General features: G+C 54.6%; 11 protein-coding genes. 8 read left to right on the top strand and 3 right to left on the bottom strand.

The genetic code is table 11. The features are described 5' to 3' along the window. Positions 1-159 precede the first annotated feature (159 nt). The 7 genes from ACH6CX_RS15930 to ACH6CX_RS15960 all read left to right on the top strand — a co-directional run bounded on the left by ACH6CX_RS15930 (position 160) and on the right by ACH6CX_RS15960 (position 10,876). The gene (locus ACH6CX_RS15930; protein ID WP_233005738.1) at positions 160-1,386 is read left to right on the top strand and encodes a TolC family outer membrane protein; all 1,227 of its coding nucleotides are present in this window, start codon (positions 160-162) and stop codon (positions 1,384-1,386) included. Then, positions 1,383-3,578, top strand: a complete 2,196-nt coding sequence (locus tag ACH6CX_RS15935; RefSeq protein ID WP_233005737.1) for a type I secretion system permease/ATPase — start codon at positions 1,383-1,385, stop codon at positions 3,576-3,578. The genes ACH6CX_RS15930 and ACH6CX_RS15935 overlap by 4 nt, the downstream gene beginning before the upstream one ends. After that, positions 3,578-4,840 (top strand): HlyD family type I secretion periplasmic adaptor subunit, encoded by a 1,263-nt coding sequence (locus tag ACH6CX_RS15940; RefSeq protein ID WP_233005736.1) that lies wholly within the window; start codon positions 3,578-3,580, stop codon positions 4,838-4,840. Before ACH6CX_RS15935 ends, ACH6CX_RS15940 begins: the two co-directional genes overlap by 1 nt. Positions 4,841-4,893: 53 nt before the next feature. Beyond that, positions 4,894-5,802, top strand: a complete 909-nt coding sequence (locus ACH6CX_RS15945; protein ID WP_233005735.1) for a transglutaminase family protein — start codon at positions 4,894-4,896, stop codon at positions 5,800-5,802. A gap of 18 nt (positions 5,803-5,820) precedes the next feature. Then, positions 5,821-7,794 carry an acylphosphatase gene (locus tag ACH6CX_RS15950; protein ID WP_237064291.1) on the top strand — a complete coding sequence of 658 codons (1,974 nt, stop codon included), beginning with the start codon at positions 5,821-5,823 and terminating at the stop codon, positions 7,792-7,794. A gap of 392 nt (positions 7,795-8,186) precedes the next feature. After that, positions 8,187-10,166, top strand: a complete 1,980-nt coding sequence (locus ACH6CX_RS15955) for an acylphosphatase (RefSeq protein ID WP_237064289.1) — start codon at positions 8,187-8,189, stop codon at positions 10,164-10,166. Between the two features lie 29 nt (positions 10,167-10,195). Further along, entirely contained in the window at positions 10,196-10,876 is a 681-nt protein-coding gene (locus ACH6CX_RS15960) for a TIGR02466 family protein (protein WP_237064287.1), read from the top strand. 31 nt (positions 10,877-10,907) lie between these two features. Here the strand turns inward: ACH6CX_RS15960 and ACH6CX_RS15965 are convergent, their stop codons facing one another. Beyond that, entirely contained in the window at positions 10,908-15,662 is a 4,755-nt protein-coding gene (locus ACH6CX_RS15965; RefSeq protein ID WP_396675880.1) for a CapA family protein, read from the bottom strand. Between the two features lie 703 nt (positions 15,663-16,365). Here ACH6CX_RS15965 and ACH6CX_RS15970 point away from each other — a divergent pair. Beyond that, on the top strand, positions 16,366-17,622 hold the full coding sequence (locus ACH6CX_RS15970) for an MFS transporter (RefSeq protein WP_237064282.1): 1,257 nt from the start codon (positions 16,366-16,368) through the stop codon (positions 17,620-17,622). Positions 17,623-17,712: 90 nt separating this feature from the next. Here ACH6CX_RS15970 and ACH6CX_RS15975 read toward each other — a convergent pair whose 3' ends face one another. After that, complete coding sequence (locus ACH6CX_RS15975; RefSeq protein ID WP_237064280.1) at positions 17,713-19,743, bottom strand: NADPH-dependent 2,4-dienoyl-CoA reductase; 2,031 nt, start codon at positions 19,741-19,743, stop codon at positions 17,713-17,715. A gap of 209 nt (positions 19,744-19,952) precedes the next feature. Further along, a complete protein-coding gene (locus tag ACH6CX_RS15980; protein WP_237064278.1) occupies positions 19,953-20,846 on the bottom strand; it encodes a LysR family transcriptional regulator in 894 nt (297 codons plus the stop codon). Positions 20,847-20,910 lie beyond the last annotated feature (64 nt).

Raw genomic sequence — 20,910 nt, forward strand, 5'->3', positions numbered from 1 at the left:
GCATCTCTCACCACCATGTGGGTGCAGCAAGCTCAATCCCAGTCCGGGGCTGACCCGGCTGACCGACCCGCCCGAATAAGTGAATCGGCTGTCCAGCAGGAAGTAGCCACTCCTCCGTCTGTGATCAGTCACTCCCAATACGCACCGCAACAATTGAGTATGACTGATGCAGTGCACCAGGCCATCGACTGGCATCCGGCCATTGCGGAGAGCGTGGGAGAACTATACCGGCGACAGGAAGGCATACGTGTCGCCCGTTCGGGATATTTCCCGCAGCTGAGTGCGGGCGTGGTGGCAGGCCAGGACAGTGAGAATGACGGCGATGGCAATGGCCACGCCTTACAGCTGTACGTCTCACAAGTGATTTATGACTTCGGCAAGATCTCCAGCGGTGTGGACCTGGCAAAAGCCGAAGTGAGTCGCTCCAGGGCAGAAGTACTCCAGGCAATTGACCAGGTTGCCCGGGATACTGCAAGCGCAGCGGTGGAAGTCCAGCGATACCAGGCTCTTCTGGAAATAGCAGACGAACAGATAGCCGGGGTATCGTCAATAGCCTCATTGGTGCGAATGCGAAGTGAGCGGGGCGCCAGCTCTCGTTCAGATGTTTTGCAGGCTCAGTCGCGTATTGAAGCCGCACGTGCATCGAAGCAGCAGGTCAGCGCTGACCTGGCCCGCTGGCGTAGTACACTGCAGAATCTCGTCAACGCCGGCGCACCTGTGCGAGTCACGATGGGCACGCCAGAAACCGTCAGGAATGCCTGTGAGGGTCCACCCGGAGAGGTGCTTGCGTCACCGAGAGTCCTGATCGCGGAGGCGTCACGTGCGGAGGCAATGGCCCGGCTTCAGGAATCCAAAGCTGACGTCTGGCCCACTCTATCCCTTGACGCGAGCTATAACCGCTACCTGGACCAGACTTATGTCGATACCAATGTACTCGACGAGAATGAGTCTGCGGTGTTCCTCAATCTTTCCATGCCCATATATCAAGGTGGGCGGCTGTCTGCAAGTAAAGAATCAGCATCCTATGCATTGAGCTCAGCTGACGCGGCAAAGGATGCTGCCCGTGAGTCTGTCACCCGGGAGTACCGGGCCGCACAGGCTCAGGCCAATGGGCTAGGACGCAGCCTGGGGATACTGGATGCGCGTGAGGATGCAATCAGCGAGACCAGGGATCTCTATAGAAAGCAGTACTCTTCTCTTGGAACCCGAACCTTACTTGAGCTACTAAATTCAGAGGAAGAGCTGCAGCAGGCGCGCCGGGATCGTGTTGAGACCCGCTTCGATCTCAAAGCGCTTGAGATCGAATGCCTCTATAACACGGGTGATATTCGCAGGGCGTTTGGGATTGAAGGGCGAGCGGTTCAGGGAGTGGAGGTGTTGCCTTGAACAACGAGACCATCCTGGAGCAGGGCCAGGCGGAGACTGGCGCTACCAATGCGGAGATGGACTATCAACCATGGCTGGAAGCCATTGTCGCCGTATCACGTCATTACCGGCTGGATTTTTCTGAGGAAAACATCCGGATAGCTTCTGACTGGGGGGTGGCAGAAAGTGTCGAGCTCGTCTTGAGGCAGATGGCACGGCAAGCAGGCCTTACAATCAAGTTTTCCCAGTTTGGTCAGTTCGAGCTTACTCCCTGGCGCTTGCCGGTCGTTGTCCAGCTGGTTGGTGGCCAGGTTGGCGTTATCGAGACAATGGGGAAAAACGGGAAACTGGGCATTCTATGGAGTGGTGACCAGGGGCTTGAAAGCAGCGTTAATATCAAAGAAATCGCCGAAAAAATCCGTCATCTGGTAATACTTCGTCCGCGGAAGACAATCAGTGATATTCGTGTCGACGATTATATCAAGCCGGACAACCGACACTGGTTCCGGAAAATCATATTGCGCGACCTGAGGCCCTATGGTCACGTAATGCTGGCGACTACGGTAGCCAATACGCTTACCTTGTCCGGGATACTCTTTGCCAAGCAGGTATATGACAGGGTTATCCCGGCAGAATCCATGTCGACCTTATATGTGCTCTTCAGCGGGGTACTTCTAGCGATCGTCTTTGATTTTACCATGCGCGTAATGCGGGTAAGAATTACCGATCTGCTTGGTAAGCGGGCTGACATTCGGATATCCGATCAGGTATTCGGCCATGCGGTGAGGTTGAGGAATTCTGCTAAACCAAAGTCGACGGGCACATTTATTTCCCAGCTCCGTGAACTGGAGCGTGTACGAGATATGGTCACATCGACAACAATTCTGGCTATCGCGGATATGCCATTCTTTTTCCTTTTCCTGTTAGTGCTCTGGGTCATTGCAGGTCCCCTTGTCCTGATTCCCCTGCTCGCCATGCTCCTGCTTGTGATACCGGGGGTTCTCGTCCAGAAGAAGCTTGCCAGGTTATCGGGAGAAGCAATGCGGGAATCCTCGCTGAGAAATGGCATGCTCGTCGAAACTGTACAGGGAATGGAGGATATAAAAACTCTCCAGGCAGAACATCGGTTCCAGCGTCAATGGAATCACTTCAATGCGGTAACGGCCGACTCGAACCTGAAACTACGCTACCTGACCAGTAAACTGGTTACCTGGACTCACAATGTACAGTCCTCCGTCTTTGCGCTGACTGTACTTTTCGGGGCATCCATGGTTATGAGTGGTGAAATGACCACGGGTGCACTTGTTGCTGCCTCGATACTCAGTTCGAGAATGATGTCCCCAATGGCTAATATCACCCAGGTACTGAGCCGGTGGCAAATGGCTAAGTATGCTCTTGAAGGTATCGACAACATAATGAACCTACCCGTCGATCAGCCAGAGGGGAGCAAGCGAGTGCATAAAGCTTCTATCCGCGGTGACTATGATTTCCGTAATGCGGAATTCAAGTACGATCCCGGGGATAATGAACCGGCCCTTTTTGTATCGTCACTTCATATTAACCCTGGTGAAAAAATTGCTGTACTCGGAAAGAATGGCGCTGGTAAGTCGACACTGCTACAGGCGTTATCGGGTATGCTCGAGGCAAGTTCGGGCACCGCAAATCTTGACGGGGTGGAAATAGCTCATATAGATCCCGCCGATGTCAGGCGGGACGTGGGACTTCTGGCACAGGGCTCCGGGCTTTTCCATGGCACTTTACGGGAAAACCTTACACTGGGTGCCCCCAATGCAACTGACGATGAAATTATATGGGCCCTGAAGATGTCGGGGGCCATGGATACAGTAAGGAACATGCCCAAAGGGATGGACCATATGGTCCTGGAAGGTGGTGCAGGACTTTCTGGGGGGCAAAAACAGGCTCTCCTGTTGTCGAGGCTCCTGATCCGGCAGCCTTCGGTCCTGCTTCTGGACGAGCCCACGGCATCACTGGATGAGGCCGCTGAGCGGCGTTTTATTGATAACCTTTCGCGCTGGTCTAACAAGCGAACTCTGGTCCTGGCAACCCACAGGTCCAGTACGCTCAAGTTGGTGGATCGAATCCTGGTCATCGATCGGGGAAGGATAGTGATGGACGGGCCCAAAGATGAAGTGATGGAAAGACTCTCCAAACCTGACCGACAGGGTGAGAAGAATCGTGAGCAGGTAACGTGATGGACAGGGAAGAGAAGAGCCAGTGGCTGTCGCGTAACGCCGGTGAAAATGCCCGTGTCAAATCCATTCCACTCCTGGATGCCGACTACCAGGCCGGTGAGAACCAGTATGATGAGCACGATGAGTCAACCCTGGTTAATTCGACTCGGGTGGTCTGGGTATTCTTCCTCCTGATCGCTGCATTGATTGGCTGGTCATACTTTGCAACGGTAGATGAAGTATCGTCCGGCATTGGTAAGGTGGTCCCGACCTCCCGTGAACAGGTGATCCAATCCCTCGAGGGTGGAATCCTTGCGGATCTCAAGGTAAGTGAGGGAGATATTGTCGAGCGGGGACAAGTCCTGGCCCAGCTTGATCCTACCAAAGTACGCTCTAACGTCGAGGAAAGTTCTGCGCGCTATCGTGCAGCGATCGCTAGCGTGGCGCGTCTTACAGCAGAAGTCAATGGAACCAAGCTGGAGTTTCCGGAGGAACTTGATACCTATGATGAACTGAAGGCGAAGGAAAAGAAGCTCTTTAATACGAGAAAAAAAGGGCTTGAAGAATCGCTTCGTGGTGTCAGGGAATCATTGGATTTGGTTGAAAAGGAGCTTTCCATAACGCGTTCCCTGGTCAGTTCAGGTGCGGCGAGCAATGTCGAGGTTTTACGCCTTAGCCGGCAGAAGTCTGAACTGCAACTCAAAATGCGGGAAATCCGCTCGGAATATATGGTCCGGGCGCGTGAGGAACTTGCGACAGTTAGCGCCGAGGCCGAAGCGCTTTCCTCAGTGATCGAGGGTAGGTCTGACTCGCTTACCAGATTGACCCTGAGGTCGCCAGTTCGTGGAATTGTCAAGAATATTGAAGTTACTACTATTGGCGGTGTGCTGCCGCCAAATGGCCGCCTGATGGAGATCGTGCCTCTCGATGACAAGCTTTTGATTGAAGCGCGTATTTCTCCTCGTGATATTGCATTTATACATCCGGGACAGTCGGCCAAGGTAAAGATCACGGCATACGATTACTCTATTTATGGCGGTCTGGAGGGAAAGGTGACGACGATTTCACCCGATACAATCCAGGACGAAATAAACAGGAATGAATATTATTACCGTGTCTATATCCTCACTCAATCTGATGCCCTGATCAATCAAGACGGTAATCGATTCCCGATTGTGCCGGGTATGGTTGCTTCAGTTGATGTCAAGACTGGCTCCAAGACAATTTTTGACTACCTGGTTAAACCCATAAATAAGGCAAGTGAGGCTCTACGGGAGCGCTAAACAGTCAAGTTGGCAGAGTTATACAGGGGGCCATTTTGCAGGAGCGTAGCTTGATGGATATGAAGTTCTTCATCCTGGCAGGTGTATTCCTCCTGTTGATGTGGTTTGTGGTTAATGCGTCCTGGGGGCAGCCCCGTAAGGTGACGCTTACGGCTGAAGTTGTGGTCGATAATCGTTCTGACATCGATATCCGGGGTTACACGCATCGCATTTCCGTCCCGCTAAGGGATCATATGCAACAACGGCTATTGGACATCCGCTATGACTATCCAGAGCAGTTGAAGCGTAAGCATCATAAACTAGGCAATGGTGAATATGTTGAAATGGAATGGGACATCCCCGCAGGTTCACGGTCCGTTCGAACGGTTCAGTTTGACCTGGAAATCACCAGTTACGATTTTCACAAGATCGCTCCGACTCAGGAAGCAACGCCACCTGATGAGTATCTTAAGCCCAGAAAATATATTGAGTCCGATGCCGAACCTATTCGTAAACTTGCCACACATATCCGAAGGGCGTTTGACTCTGATGAGGATCGACTGAGGGCCGCATACCTGACTCCCCAGCAGCTACTCGAGTACGATGTGCAGTCGACCAAGGGCGCGCTCTACGCAGTCAATGAAGGGGAAGGGGATTGCACTGAGTATGCTGCCTTGTTCGTTGCCCTCGCACGGGCGATGGGATATCCAGCCCGGACAACTTCTGAATTCCTTATGACATCAAAACGTGAATTCAATCAGCCAAACCACCACGCTGCCGAGGTCTATATCGGGGGGCGTTGGATACCGGTAGATCCAAACCTTGCCCTGGATTCACGTTTTGGTTACGGCTTTGGTGTGGGTGGCAAGGAAAAGATTGTGCTCAACCGGGATTTTACCTGGGTCTGGTCAAACCTTTGGCCACGGGAGCTGAGGGGGAAAAGAGACCAGGTTGATGTAGATATTCACTGGAGCGTAAAGTAATCGTTCGAGGATGCCAAGATGTTTGATCATGTCCCTGCAGGTGCCGATGAGTTGTTTAAGACTGAAAATGACTTTTCAGGATCACCGTTTATCGAGAGAGAAGGTGATATCGCAACTGCACTGATCAGTGCGGAAGCGGAACGACAGAATTTTGAGGTAAGGCGCTATAAGAAGTTGGTCTATGATGTATTGCACAAAAATAACCGGGTCACTTTTCTCCAGAATAGCCCTGAAAATTCAGCTGTTTATAGCTACTGCGCCAGGCAGAAGGATGTCGCCAAGGAGATAATGGCGCGAAAGGGAGTGCCGGTTCCGTCGGGTGAGGTATTTGATGAGCCAGAGGCTGCATGGAACTACATCGAGTCCTGTAATACCAGCATGGTTCTGAAGCCGCTGGACCGTGCTTACGGATCAGGGGTAACCACTAATGTCCATTCCAGGGAGCATTTCCTCGAAGCTTGGGACTATGCCAGGCAATACGGCAGGGAGGTCTTGGTTGAGAGATGCATAAAAGGGTATGACCTTCGTGTGGTTGTCGTAGGCGGAAAGGCGGTAGCTGCCCTGTCAAGGATTCCAGCACATGTTATCGGTGATGGAAAGAGCACGATACAGCAACTGGTTGACCGCAAGAACCTCCAGCGAGAGAAAAACCCTTCCCTGCAGATTGACCTGATCACCCGATTTGATCTCCTGAAGCACAACGGGCGTTCCATGGAGGACGTTCCCGAGAAAGGTGAGTACGTGCAGTTGACGAGTGTTGCAAACACATCGGCCGGAGGGGACGCAGTACAGTTGCTGCACCTGGTTCCGCAGGAAGTTGTTGAGGTGGCGGAAAAGGCTGCTCGCTGCTTTCCGGGCCTGAACCAGACCGGTGTTGATCTGATGGTCGATGATCGGGGAGAAAAGGTGCAGTGCCATGTAATCGAGATAAACTCGAATCCCGGGATCTGTGATGCTGTATTCCCAAGTTATGGCAGTCCGGTAAATGTGCCTGGCGAGCTCCTGCGTCATGCTTTTTCCGGGAATCGCATTGAAAAATCGAATGCAGCCGAAGTAATTATCGCGCCCGCAGTGCCTTATGTTTTCGCACCGCGGTTACGTGTTGCCGCCACCGGCGAGAGCGAGCAGGCAGCATATATCAAACAAGCCGCAATTGCAGCGCAGCTCAGAGTTTCCCATATATCCCCCAGTGTCTTCGAGGTATCAGATCGTAGCGATTCGGTAATGTTTTACCAGGGCATGCCTGACAGGACCAATATCATTTCAAGGAAGGTATCCAGGGACAGGAAATGGCTCCAGGAGATCCTGGCGGAAGCGGGGCTGAACAGGACCGGAGATACACTGGAACTGTGCCAGTACCGGCTGATCGTAATTGATGGCAAGGTTGTAGCTGGTATTGATGGCGGCGCTTATTCCAGTGACGGAAAAGGTGCGGGAAATTACGCTGATCAGCGTAGGGATATCACTGAGCTGATCCACCCTGACTTTGCCAAGGCGGCATTGGAATCAGTTAAGGCGGTCTTTAACCCATATTTTGCTGGCGTGGACGTGCTTGCGGAGGATATTGAAGTATCTCCAGATGAGCAATCCTGGCGGGTTTCAGATGTGATGTGTAATCCTAACTTCATCCTGCATCACTATCCGTCTGAAGGTGTTGGTCGTGACGTTGCGGGGGCTTTGCTCCGGTCACTTTTTCCTGGTGCAGATTGGCAGCTGTCTTCGGACCGCTGTGTCTATGTCGTGGTGCGGGGCAGGGTTCAGGGCGTGGGGTATCGTGACTGGGTCCAGAGAGAAGCAGTGCGACATGGTGTTGCGGGGTGGGTAAGAAACCTTCCCCACGGTGACGTCGAGATGTTTTTCAAGGGGCCCCACAGTGGCGTCGGTAGCTTACTGACATTGTGTGAGCAGGGCCCCACTCGAGCCAGAGTGTCGGAAGTTTCTGTACGTGAGCACATCCCAACTGAACAGAGGGCATTTCTGGTTTATCGATAAATCTGTACAGGCAGCACGCTACTACGGTGCTTCCCTGGTTAGCTCCATGTAACCGGGGACCTTCAATCTTTCATAAGCACCTATGTATAATTTTTGGTCGATCTTCGCCTGTATGCTTAGCTGTGTTATTTTTCAGTAGCTGAGCTGTAAGTATAGGTATGTGCCAGTGACCAGGCCCAGGTAATGGTTGGGAAATTCGTGTCTCATGTCTCTTCTTTCGTGTTTCCATATTTATTGGCATATGGATCACGAACCATCACTAATCGATCAATGTAGATACACTAGAATTCGATTCTAAGGATCCTGGATCTATCGACTTTAGATGTTGTACATGGTGGTTAGGGGTCGAATTGAATACCTGTGAGTGGTTACCGTACTTGAGGATGACGTAGATGTCCGTACAAATACCCGAGGCCGCCGACAAGCTATTTTTAGTTGAAAATGACTATGAGAGTTCCCCTTTTCACCAGAGGGATGGCAATATTTCGATATCGTTGATCAGTTCAGAGGCAGAGCGCCTGGGGTTCAAAGTCAATATCTACAAGAAGATGATCTTTGACGTCACTAGCCATGGGCGAAGAGTTGGGTTTTTACAGAACAGTCCCGAAAACTCTGCTGTGTATACTCATTGTGCAAAGAATAAGAGCCTTGCGAAACGCATTCTCGATCGAGGTGGGGTCAAGGTGCCAGAAGGCCGGGAATTTGAGGATAGAGATCTGGCTCTCCGGTATTTCGAGTCCTGCAAGTGGCCAGTCGTAACAAAGCCCTTGAATAAATCTCATGGTACTGGTGTCACTACCGCGATAGATTCACGAGAACAGTTTTTAAGTGCCTGGGATTACGCCAGACGGTTTTCACGTACAGTTATTGTGGAGCGTTACCTGCGGGGTTACGATCTCCGCGTTGTAGTTATTGGAGGGAGGGCTGTATCTGCCTACGCCCGATTGCCGGCTAGTGTTATCGGCGATGGGGAAAGTACAATTCTTGAGCTGGTGGAAAGAAAGAACCAGCAGAGAGTGAAAAATCCATCTGCTGGAATATCTCCGATCAGGCGTTTTGATTTCCTGGATAGAAATGGACGATCAGTCGATGATGTGCCGAAAGCCGGAGAGTATGTTCAATTAGCCAGTGTGGCAAATATCTCTGCCGGAGGTGATGCAGTCCAGATTATTGATTATCTTGATAGCGGTGTCCTGGAGATTGCATTAAAGGCCGCAGCTTGCTTCCCTGGCCTGGCTCAGGTCGGCGTTGATCTCATCGTTGATGAGAGTCAGGACGTGGTGACCGCTGAGGTGATAGAAATAAACGGGAATCCCTCAGTTTCCAGCTCGGTATTTCCCAGTTACGGGCGCCCAGTTAATCTACCGGAAGAGTTGCTGAATTTTGCTTTTGGTAACTTGCATGTCAATGGCAGTGCCCGGGAAGATCCACTTGTGGCAGCAAGACCCTACGCTATTGGCGAAGAGTTCCGGAAATTTGCTACTGGAACACATCCCCAGAGAGACCTGGTTACCCAGGCTGCCTGCGCAATAAATCTTCGTGTAGAGAGAATCGACGATCTGGTAACCGAAGTATCTGACGGGCATGTTTCCGTAATATTCTATAAGGGGATTCCAGACCGGACCAGTGCGGTCTCGCTTAAGATTAGTCGAGATCGTAACTGGGTAAAGGAAATAGTAAATGAAGCAGGTCTGAGGAGTGAAAGGACGCCATCCCGATTAGTGGTCCTTTGTCAGTACCGAATTTTGGTTATTGACGGCCGTGTCGTCGCCTGTACCTTTGGTGGGCCCCATCATGGTAACGATGGTGAACCTTGTAGATACGAGGAATTTAGCCGAGACGTAACCCACCTGCTTCATCCCGGCTTCATCGATATTGCCTGTTGTTCTGTGGAGGCGGTATTCAGCCCTTATCTTGCCGGAGTCGATGTGCTCGCCTCGGATATCTCTGTCTCACCAGAAGAGCAGGCGTGGGTTGTCGACGGCATTTTTTGCAATCCAAGCCTGGCATTACATCACTTTCCTTCCCAGGGTGTCGGGCGTGATGTTGCAGGTTCTTTGATTCACTCACTTTTCCCGGATGTGGCCTCGACATCTGTTGCCTCGCGCTGTGTGCATGCAGTGATATGTGGTGATGTCCAAGGGGTGGGCTACCGAAAGTGGTTGAAACGCCAGGCTTTATTGCACGGTGTGGCTGGCTGGGTGCGTAATCTTAATCAAGGAGATGTCGAAATGTTACTGGAGGGCAGCCCTGTAGCCATTGAGTCCATGGTTAACCTGGCCAGGAGCGGTCATCCGCGGGCCAGGGTGTCAGACATTCAGCTAGAGGATTACCCATCACTCAGGCAGTTCAATTTTACCATGCAGAGTTAGTCTCTGTATCCTGTTTTATGTGAAGAGATATGGACATAATTAAATCAGCATTCGCGACGCCAATTCTCATAAAGGACTGGGAAAGTTCGCAATCGATTAATTCCAGGCTGATGCAGATTATTCTTGAAAAGGAAAGCACTTCACCAAAGGTACAAAGGTCGAATATAGGCAGTTGGGATTCTGGCAAGGACCTGCTCGAGTGGCCTTATGAGGAAGTTAAAGTCTTCAAGCAGAGAGTTATATCCTCTGTCCAGGAAATTACCAAGAGTGTCACGAAGGGAAGGTATGAACCCCGGCCTAATGATATGCTTGCTCATGCCTGGGCGAATGTTTCACGGGCTGAGAGCTATCGGAAAATACACAATCATGAGTCGTGTACCTGGTCGGGTGTCTATTATGTAAAATCCGATCTCGTGAAGGAAAGAAGCAAAGGCAGTGGTAATATAGAGTTTCTGGATCCTCGGATGTTATGTATTTCTACTGACCTGCCAGGTTGCAATTTTGGAGGCCTGAGTAAGGTCGTCCCCCGGGAAGGCAGGATGGTCCTGTTTCCCAACTGGCTGTATCACTATGTAAATCCGGTCGAGGATAATTCCCTCAGGATCTGCATTGCATTTAACGTCAAGTTGGAAACACAGGCGTCAAGGCGCAGGCTTGGTGGAATGCGGCCATTGGGGCTGGCTGAGCAAAGATCACAAGTGCAGGTGTGAGCTTTTCCTGCTATTTTACCCAGCCTCTTTTTCATGCTGGCGTAGTACTGGTGTCTGACATTTGCTCGAGCAGCCATGGGACAGAGCCAAAGTCTGAGTCACGTCTTGATCCCTTGAGCAAAAGAAGATCTGACTGCCGGACGAATTCCATCAGGTGACCCGCCAGTTCATCAGCTGTTGTAAAGTGTGGTCCAAGTATTGAGCCCGGTAAGACCTCGCGTAGATGCTTCATTTCCTCGCCATGTGTAATGACATGATCAACACCGCTCTCCAAGAGCGGTTTTGCCAGGCTTTGATGGAGTTCACGGGATTTATCCCCCAGGTGAACGATTCTGCCCAGTACAGCAACCTTGCGTCCCTGGCCTGTTATATTTGACTGGGCGAGTACAGAGAAAGCATTTAGCATCGAACTGACAGTAGCATTCCAGCTATCGTCAATAATGCTGATCTCCTTGCCTGCCAGTTTCATCCTGGTGCGGCTGAGGTGTGCGTCATCCAGCTCCAGGTTTTGAAGCTCTCCAGCCAGGCTGCGGAGATCCCTGCCCATGGCGTACAGTGCGCAAATAGCGGCAATGCTGTTCATCACCATCCCCTTGCTGGGTGCGGGTACCCGGTAATTCACAGTCTCATTCGGTGTTTCTATTGTTACCCAGCTTCCTTCATCATCGCCCTGGACATCCTTAATTTTCACCTCCGCATCAGGACCGGTTCCGAATATGACCAGCCTCCTGGAATGTTGCTGGGCTTTCGACTTAATGTACTCGAAGTGCTTGAGGTGATCACCAAATATAGCGATAGCTGGACCGGTCAATCCATCGAAAATGCGTGACTTCCAGCGTGCAGTATCTTTTGTAGAGCGCACATGGCTACGGGATTGTGAGATACCAATCTCAGTAACAATGGCTATGGTTGGCTTTATCAGTCGAGTTATTGGGCCTCTCTTCATCCACAGGGCACTCTGCGCAACTTCAATTACGGCTGCATCATCCTGAGTCGATAGGCTTGCCAGCATTGAAGGGGCCCCAACCCGAGAGTTGTAGTTGCCAAGACTTGTGAGCACTTTCTCCCTTCCACCAAGCATATGGCCGAGCATTCTCAGGGTAGTGGATTTCCCTGCGGTACCTGTAATGGCAATCACATCCTTGTCGTAGCGGGCCCTGGCGGCCAGGCCCAGTTCAACGATAGCCCTGATTGGATCATCAACCAGTAGCGTGGGAAATCCCCGGGGTAACCCTGGTATTGGCCTGGAAACGATCGCCCCGGCAAGTCGACCCGTCAGCTGGGACAGGCGCTTATGCATATCCCATATCTTCGTGACCGAGGAGCTCTGTTCATGATATGCCCGATCGTGGCTTGTGTGGGCAACAAACAGGGTCGGGCCCGTGACCTGTTCGATGAAGCTGATCCCTGACACCACGTTCTTTACAGCCCAGTCATCAGGAGGTGGCACCAGCCAGCTGCCGCCTGTGATGCGCTCTATCTGCTCGCCATCCCATGTTAATCCATGCTTATGATTCAGGAGGGAGCTGGGAAACTCGGTCTGGTAGACAGGCGCCTTACCACTTGGGGGGGAGGCCTTGCTGAAGTCCAGGTGTACCTGTAGCCCTTCCAGTGGGATAGGGGGTGTCCGGTCGCTTGTGTTTACCAGGCCTACGTGTAACTGCAGGTCCACACTCTGCAGGGTTCGCGAGCCCGGTGGCCTCAATCCATAGAAATCCCGGTAAATGCAGCCTTTCTTCCAGCGGCTCGTCGGTAGCTGCCAATCACAGGGATCGTGATCCATCGACTTCCCCCAGTAGGGCATCGAGGTCTGCTCGACCGGGACAGCTTGAAAGTCTATTCGGTGATCCTCATCAAGCTCAGTTTCGCAGGTCCAGAAAGACTCCACCCACAGCATTTGCCGATACTTGATCTCTCGAGGCCAGATGCGAATCCCAACCAGCTTCAGTGGTCCTATGGATTGTGGTGTAACACGGGCGTCCTCCGGCACCGAGGATACCTGCCATTCATCCCTGGTGATTTCGGTGGCGGCTTGCAGGGGGGCCAGCCGGTAAGTGGTAGTGGCCGCTACGGGAATATGTGGCGCTACTTCTCGCTCTGGCGGTGACAGGCCCAGTGTCGCAGTACCATTTTCTGTCAGGACGAAAGCTGTGCCCAGCGGTGCAGAAAGGCGGGCATACCGCCTGCAAGCATCGATGGCTTTACCATCTTTCAGTTGCCGGCTGAAGCCAAAACCAGAGCCGACTGGGACAAACGTTATGCGTTCGACCCCCCGGTGGCTAATTGCCAACCTGAACACACCGCTGTCCGCGAGTGAGTTTCGGATCGAGTCGAACAGGAGGTCGCCCGCGTCATGTATGATCGGCCTGCCTCGGTAAATCTCTGTTCCCTGAAGGACATGTGCGCTGGCTCCGAGCACTGCGTCGGCACCGGCGTCAATAATCGCGTGCCCCGTCAGGAGTTCTGCTTTACCTGGAGCCCGCTCCCGGTTTGGACCCCAATGTACGGCGACCAGCACCACTTCTGCCAGTTGGCGCGCGGCGCGGATTCGCGGCTCTAGAACGCTGGTCCAGGCACCCGGTTCTCCCAGTGGAAGATAGGCGCTCCCGGGCCTGTTTACCGTAGCCGCAAACTCTTCCTGTGTGGCATCCAGGGAAAAAATTGCCACATTCAGCTGTCCCGCGCGGCGAATCACGGGTGCCAGGGCCTGGTCGAGATTGCGGCCTGAGCCGGCATGGGCAATGCCTACCCTGTCTAGCCACTCACACTGCTCCACCAACGCATCAGTGCCGTAGTCGCCGCTGTGGTTGTTTGCGGTGGCCACTACATCCACTCTGGACTCCACCAGCAGGCGCAGCATCTCGGGCCTGGCGCGGTAATAATAGGGAGATAATTCGCCTTTCTGTGTCCCCTGTTCACCACAGGTCGCAACCACACATTCAAGGTTGATAACGGTCAGGTCTGCATTTCTCAGAGCTGGTATACGTCCGAGCACAGCTTTTCGACCCAGCTCTGCTGTGCGATAGTGCTGGCGCCGGGACAGGTTTACATCTCCGCCCCATGCTACGACCGGCCGCCCATCCGGGGGAGGTGCGGGCTTCAGGTCCTCTTCGATGGTGGCTTCTTGCCTCGCCTGGACTTTTCCTTTCCGCAGGTAATTGCGATAGGCGACATAACCGGACAGATAGTGCTCCACATCGTCAATACGAACACGGAATGCATGGTGCCTGATAAAGAAGCTGCCCAGGATCTTTGCCGGGTTCTTGTAGAACATGGCAAATTCTGGCCAGAAGTAGCCGTTGAGCAGGTAGTTTGCCCTTTTGTGCAGCGCGCGGTAGAACCATTCCAGGTCCAGCAGCTTCAGGAGGTGACGGTATTTGTCGTCTTGCGAGAGCCTCGTTACCATCTTCTGTGCCGCCATCATAAGTTCCAGCAGGGTCGGGAAGGTGGTGATACGGTTTTCGATAAAATCGAGGTAGCCCTCTACGTTCTGTATACCAAAGCGGTAGTATTTTTCCTCCGGCCGATAGAGGGTCAGTTCATTGACGCAATAACTTAACCAGTGGTCATGGGCCTGCCAGTGGTCGGCAGCGATAAAATATTCAAATGCCTTCTCGACCAGCTTCAGCCAACGCTCGTCGCCGGTCAGGCCGTAAAGCCGCATGAGCCCAAATGCCGCCTCGCCGTCATAATAGATGATGCGGAACTCTTCCTTGACTGATAACTCAGGGAACTGCAGAACATGCACGAACTTCCCTGACTCGCGGTCCTGCATGAACTCTATGCCCAGTGCCAACTGGTCCATTAGTTCACGGTACTGGTTGTTTCCTGTAAGCTCGCACCACTTAACATAAGCCAGCAGGCAGACGGCATTGCCTCCGAGCTTGACCTCGCCATCGGCCTCAACCAGGAAAGCTGCCTGTTCCCCGGATGGCAAGGCAGCACGCCTGATCAGCGTTTTCGAGAGGTAGTCAAGGGAGCGCTCTATCGCGGAGTGGAGATTCTTGTCACGGGTTACCTCCCAGGCCTCTGTCATGGCATACGTACTACTTGCGTGTCGAAGTGTGTTGTAGGTGCCGATTGGTTTGTCGAAGCATGCATGCCAGCCATATTCGAAACGGCCACTCTTCTTTACCTGGCCTGCCAGGTAGCTACTGCTGGTCTCGATCAGTCTGGTTGTGGTGGCTTCGTCCAGGTCGTCGATGATCCTTCTGCCGGCGTTTCTCCCGGGACCATAAAGGTACTCGGGCGCGCCGGATTCATCACAAAAGAGACCTTCCGTCCACAAGCGATATACTGTTTTTTCATCCGAAAAATCCGGTATGAGCTTGTTTCCATACCGCTTTCGACAGTACACATTGAAGTTCTTCTCATTGACGACGGCATGCCCAATCTGGTTTCCACCGTAGAGCATGGCGTTGCCATTCAGTTCCTGTTCGAGGAAAGCAAAACGAAATTCGTCATCCAGGGCGATGCCATAGCGGAAGTAAGATCGCTTGGTGGCACTGAGTATTTCCTTCAGCCCTGCCCAGCTCATCTTGTCGGCGCGGGTGACCCAATCCATGCGCAGCCAGCAGGGCTTGAGCTTGCCGGACCTGGTTGCCTTGCGTGCCTCGGCGGTAATAGCCTGCCATGTCTCCGTTATGCTTTCGCCTTTCACATGGCGGGTGACGGCCCGCTCTTTCCCGTCGCAAATCGAGACAAACAGTATGTAGGGGGCAGGGAGGTCTTCCAGTTTCCTCTCCACCATTGGTTTTGCTTTCAATAAGAGATCTGAGAGCGTCATTGTTCCTTCTCGCGTCCGTGAGAGATGCTGCTGACGAATTACGCGTCACGGGGTGGGGGGCCGGTTTGGTGATTGTTCAGTGCGGTACTCGGACCTGAGTCGGCAGTTTTTTCATCCCCGGTATCGCCTGGGTGGCACTATCTTTAGGCTTCGCCACGACTTCCCAGTATAGATGTCCCAGCGGACCCCGCCCCTTCGTGACGCGACTATGTCGGTACGACCGGACATGGCCGATTGGTCGATATGATCCCGTGCTGCGTGACGGTTGGGAGAGGTCGCTGGCTCGGGCTCCAGGTTTCAAGGCGGTGGCTGCCTGGCAGATCACCATTGGCGGGGGTTGCAAAACCCTCTGGCTCAGATAGTATTGCCGGATACCGTTTACAAGCTTTGATTACCCTGAAACATGTATAAGCAAATCACACCACAACAACCGATGCCGTGTACCGGCCTGCTACCGCAGGAACCGGTTGCATGCGCGCGTGCAGTTGAAGTGATTTCTGTGCGTATGACCCTGTGCACCTGTGCGGTGGTTACCACCATGTCTTAGAGCACCCGACAGAGCTTAGTGCGAAGGAAGGTGACAGGCCTTCCTCCCCAAAGAAACCCGGAAGGCTTCCCTTCCGGGTTTTTTTTTGCCGGTGGATGGGAGTGATCCACAGGAATTATTGATGGAACTGGAACGTGAAAATAGGGAGTAGTGGCCATGGATAAGCAGTGGTGGCAGAGAATGCACGGCTTTCCCCCCCTGGTCTGGATCATTCTGGTCGGCAGTTTTTTTGCCCGCGGGACCTACTTTATGGTGTGGCCTTTCCTGGCGATCATGCTATATGACCGCTTCGCGTTGGGTGCCGCTGAGATTGGCGTCATCCTGAGTGTAGCGGCAGTTGCTGCTGCACTGCTGGGCTTCTATGTAGGCACCCTGTCGGATCGCTATGGCCGCCGTAACCTGCTGCTGCTCGGTACAGGCCTCAATGGCCTTGCGTTTATACTTTTGGCCCGGGCAGGGGCGCTTCCGGTATTTATAGCGGCGATTTCCTTATGCTGTGTTGCACAGTCTATCTGGCAGTCGCCGTCAAGCGCGCTGATCGGTGACTTGCTGCCGGAGCAGGGCACGCGCGAGCTGGCGCTGCAGTTTCGTTATTTCCTGGTCAATGTAGGTGTCGCGTTCGGCCCCCTCGTCGGTGTCTGGGCTGGTCTTTCGGCACAGCAGTCGACTTTCGGGCTGACTGCGCTGAGTTACCTGGCTTTGACGGTGGCGATCGCCTGGGGCTTTGCGTTTACCAGCACCGGGAGAGCTGCAGGCAAGCGCCGGAACCCCGACGCCACGCTTTCGAGTACGATCGCAGTGCTGCGGAAAGACCGCTTGTTCCTGCTGGTAGTGCTGGCCAATGTTCTGACCTTTTTTATCTATGCGCACTTTGACTCCAGCCTGGTGCAGTACCTGAAAAGGAGCGGTGCGCCGGAAGTTGTCGAGCTGATCTCCAGCATGATCCTGGTCAATGCCCTGACCATTGTGCTCCTGCAGTTCCCACTGTTGCGGCTGTTGGGGCACTGGTCTGTGCACCAGCGCATTGTACTGGGCCTGGTGGTCCTGGCGGTCGGCCAGTTGTGGTTTGCGCTCAACCCGATGGGCTGGGTCGCAGGCTGGCTTGGGGCGAGCTTTGTGGTCAGCCTGGCTGAGACGGTCCTGTTCCCGACGATGAGTATCCAGATCGACCAGATGGCGCCCGCAGATCGCCGCGGCAGCTATTTCGGAGCGGCAGCTTTCTATGCGCTGGGCTGGTCGGCCGCACCATTGTTCGGTGGACTTGTCATTCAGTGGTGGGGTGGGTCGGTTCTGTACTGGATCTGTTTCGTGCTCTGCGGCGTTGTGCTGCTGATGTACAGGTTGTCAGCGCGCTGGCAAGTTCCTGCTCAAGCGGGAAAAGAAAAAGGCAGGGTCCTTGCCCTGGAGGGATGAAGGGGGCAGTAACACTGGAGCTGTTTCCCTGGGCCATGGACCCGGGGTAGCCGTGACGCCGGCGGCGTCACGGCTTTTGTGGGTCCGGTATCAGAGGCCGGCCGCGAGGCGCGACCCCTGGTCGATTGCACGCTTGGCATCAAGCTCGGCTGCCTCGTCGGCGCCGCCGATCAAGTGGGAGTTGATGCCCATTGCGGCCAGGGATTCGTGGAGCTCCCGTGCCGGCTCCTGTCCGGCGCAGATAATGATGTTATCCACCTCCAGTAGCCTGGTTTCCTCGCCCTCGCGGATATGCAGGCCCTGGTCGTCAATTTTCTCGTAGGTGACGCCGGGCAGCATTTCCACCTGGCGGTGCTTGAGGCTGGTGCGGTGGATCCAGCCGGTGGTCTTGCCCAGCCCCTTACCCACCTTGGAGGTCTTGCGTTGCAGCAGGTAGACCTTGCGCGGCGAGGCAACAGAGTCGGCGGGCTTGAGACCGGCACGATGGTCCAGGCGGATATCTACGCCCCACTCGGCAAAGAACTCATTCTTGTCACTGGCGATCAGCTCTCTGCTTTCATCAACTTCATGAGTCAGGTACTCAGCCACATCAAAGCCGATTCCACCGGCGCCGATAATTGCCACTTTTTCGCCTACGGGCTTGCGGTGTTTCAGTACGTCCAGGTAGCCGAGCACTTTTTCGCTCTCGACCCCGGGAATCGGCGGTGTGCGGGGGTTGATACCCGTAGCGATAATAACCTCATCGAAGTCCTTCAGGTCTGCTGCCGCTACACGTCGGTTCAGTTCCACCTGGACCCCGGTCAGTTCCAGTTTGCGGCCGAAGTAACGCAGGGTTTCCTCGAATTCCGCTTTGCCCGGAATGCGCTTGGCCACATTGAACTGGCCACCGATCCGGTTATCGGCCTCGAACAGGGTTACCTCGTGGCCCCGCTCCGCCGCAACAGTGGCGGCAGCAAGTCCGGCCGGGCCGGCACCCACGACCGCAACTTTTTTCGCGGTGTCCGTCGGCAGGTAATTGAGCTCGGTTTCGTGGCAGGCACGCGGGTTGACCAGGCAAGAAGTGAGCTTCATTTCGAAGGTGTGGTCGAGGCAGGCCTGGTTGCAGCCGATACAGGTATTGATCTCGTCGGCACGATCCTCCGCTGCCTTCTGCACGAATTCCGGATCCGCCAGGAATGGTCGCGCCATGGAAACCATATCGGCGTGGCCCTCGGCCAGCACCGATTCCGCCACCGCGGGCATATTGATCCGGTTGCTGGTAATGACCGGAACACTGAGGTGTTTCTTTACGCGTGCGGTGATTTCGGTGAACGCGGCCCGCGGGACACTGGTGGCGATAGTGGGCACGCGGGCCTCGTGCCAGCCGATACCGGTGTTGATGATGTTGGCACCGGCTTTCTCAACAGCCTGGCCCAGGGCTACCACCTCCTCGAAAGTGCTGCCATCCTCTACCAGGTCCAGCATCGACAGGCGGTAGATGATTATGAAGTCCTCACCCACGGCCTCACGGATTCGGCGCACGATTTCCAGTGGTAACCGGATACGGTTCTCGAAGCTGCCGCCCCAGCGGTCGGTCCGCTTGTTGGTGCGGGAGACGATAAACTGGTTGATGAAGTAGCCTTCCGAGCCCATGACTTCAACACCGTCGTAGCCGGCCTCGCGGGCGAGGGTGGCACAGCGCACATAGTCATCGATCTGGCCCTCGATCTCCTCGTCGCTCAGCTCGCGCGGGGTAAAGGGATTGATCGGCGCCTGGACCGCCGAGGGCGCTACCAGGTTGGGATTATAGGCGTAACGGCCAGTGTGCAGGATCTGCATGCAGATCTTGCCACCTTCATTATGTACAGCGGAGGTGATTGCCTGGTGTTGCTGGGCCTCTTCAGCAGTGGTCATCTTCGCCGCACCCTGGAACACGCAGCCCTCTTCATTGGGGCCGATACCGCCGGTGACGATAAGGCCGACACCACCGCGGGCGCGTTCGGCATAGAAGGCGGCGAGCCGGTCGAAACCTCCCGGGTGCTCTTCCAGGTTGGTGTGCATGGAGCCCATCAGCACCCGGTTCTTCAGTTGCGTGAAGCCCAGGTCCAGGGGGGCGAGCAGGTGAGGGTAGGTCTGTGACATGGCAAATCTCTCTCTTTACTCTTCTTCTGGCCAAACCAGTTGGTGACCGAATCGTCGAACGTTGTTCTGGGGCTCTGTCGGCCGGATTTGCCTCGCAGAATAGCAGCGGCCCCCGGGCCGGGCAGTGACCATATCGGCCGAAATCTTTGGCCGGATTGGGGGCGGGGTGCTGTCTTGATTGGGCCCGGAGGGTGCCGGACCGGGAGGGATCAGGTCTGGAAAAGCTCCATCAGCTCCCCGCGCAGCCAGATGCTGGCGGGATCCTCATGCTGGTTTTTGTGCCAGAGCAGATGCCAGTCCAGCTGGGGTACCTGGAATGGCAGTTCGAACAGGCGCACCGGGTACTGGTTGGCGAGGATCGCTGGAACTGTCAGGGCCAGGTCGGTGCGCATGACCACTGCCGGTGCCACCCGGTAATGCTGCACCCGCAGGCGGATATCGCGCCGGCGCCCCAGCTTGTTCAGGGCAATGTCCACCAGCCCGGGGCCGCTGCGCCGGCTGGAAACGTGGACGTGCTCCAGCTGCAGGTACTGCTCCAGTGTCAGGCCGTCTTGTTCCGCCAGTGGGTGGTCGCTGCGTAACATGCACAGGTAGCGGTCGTTACTGAGGCGCTGCTGGTGCAGCTGTGGCGCGGAAACCAGCGGAATGTCCAGCCCGAAATCCAGGGTGTTGGCCGCAAGCTCTTTCACCAGCTGGTCCCGCGGCACATAGAAGGACTCCACTGAGATGCCCGGGGCCCTTTCCTGCAGGCGCTCCAGCAGACGCGGTAGCAGGAGGGTTTCGGCCATGTCATTCATGGACAGCCGCAGTGTCTTGCTGGCGGTAGCGGGATCGAACTGGGCCTGCTGGTTGAGGCTGCCCCCCAGAAGAGCCAGCGCCTGGTGGACCTGGGGCATGATGCGCTCGGTCAAGGGTGTGGGGTTCATGCCACTTGGCGTGCGGGTGAACAAGGGGTCATCCAGGCTGCGGCGGAGCCGGGCCAGGGCATTACTGACGGCGGGCTGGGTAATATGCAGTTGCTCTGCGGCCCGGGTCAGGTTGCGCTGGCTGTAGATGGCGTCCAGCACCAGGAAGAGATTCATATCCATCTGTTTGAGTTGCATGGTGCGCCCTGCTGTTGCCCGCTGCTGTAATCACGGCCGTGAATGGCTGGATATTCGCACAATA

Origin of the sequence: Microbulbifer sp. JSM ZJ756, from assembly GCF_044383805.1 — a bacterium.
Taxonomy (GTDB): domain Bacteria; phylum Pseudomonadota; class Gammaproteobacteria; order Pseudomonadales; family Cellvibrionaceae; genus Microbulbifer; species Microbulbifer zhoushanensis.

Bases quoted from the DNA above. Each gene is read 5' to 3' on its own strand.
- ACH6CX_RS15960 (WP_237064287.1), top strand. From the start codon at position 10,196: ATGGACATAATTAAATCAGCATTCGCGACGCCAATTCTCATAAAGGAC.
- ACH6CX_RS15945 (WP_233005735.1), top strand. From the start codon at position 4,894: ATGGATATGAAGTTCTTCATCCTGGCAGGTGTATTCCTCCTGTTGATG.
- ACH6CX_RS15955 (WP_237064289.1), top strand. From the start codon at position 8,187: ATGTCCGTACAAATACCCGAGGCCGCCGACAAGCTATTTTTAGTTGAA.
- ACH6CX_RS15950 (WP_237064291.1), top strand. From the start codon at position 5,821: ATGTTTGATCATGTCCCTGCAGGTGCCGATGAGTTGTTTAAGACTGAA.
- ACH6CX_RS15965 (WP_396675880.1), bottom strand. From the start codon at position 15,662: ATGACGCTCTCAGATCTCTTATTGAAAGCAAAACCAATGGTGGAGAGG.
- ACH6CX_RS15940 (WP_233005736.1), top strand. From the start codon at position 3,578: ATGGACAGGGAAGAGAAGAGCCAGTGGCTGTCGCGTAACGCCGGTGAA.
- ACH6CX_RS15975 (WP_237064280.1), bottom strand. From the start codon at position 19,743: ATGTCACAGACCTACCCTCACCTGCTCGCCCCCCTGGACCTGGGCTTC.
- ACH6CX_RS15930 (WP_233005738.1), top strand. From the start codon at position 160: ATGACTGATGCAGTGCACCAGGCCATCGACTGGCATCCGGCCATTGCG.
- ACH6CX_RS15980 (WP_237064278.1), bottom strand. From the start codon at position 20,846: ATGCAACTCAAACAGATGGATATGAATCTCTTCCTGGTGCTGGACGCC.
- ACH6CX_RS15970 (WP_237064282.1), top strand. From the start codon at position 16,366: ATGGATAAGCAGTGGTGGCAGAGAATGCACGGCTTTCCCCCCCTGGTC.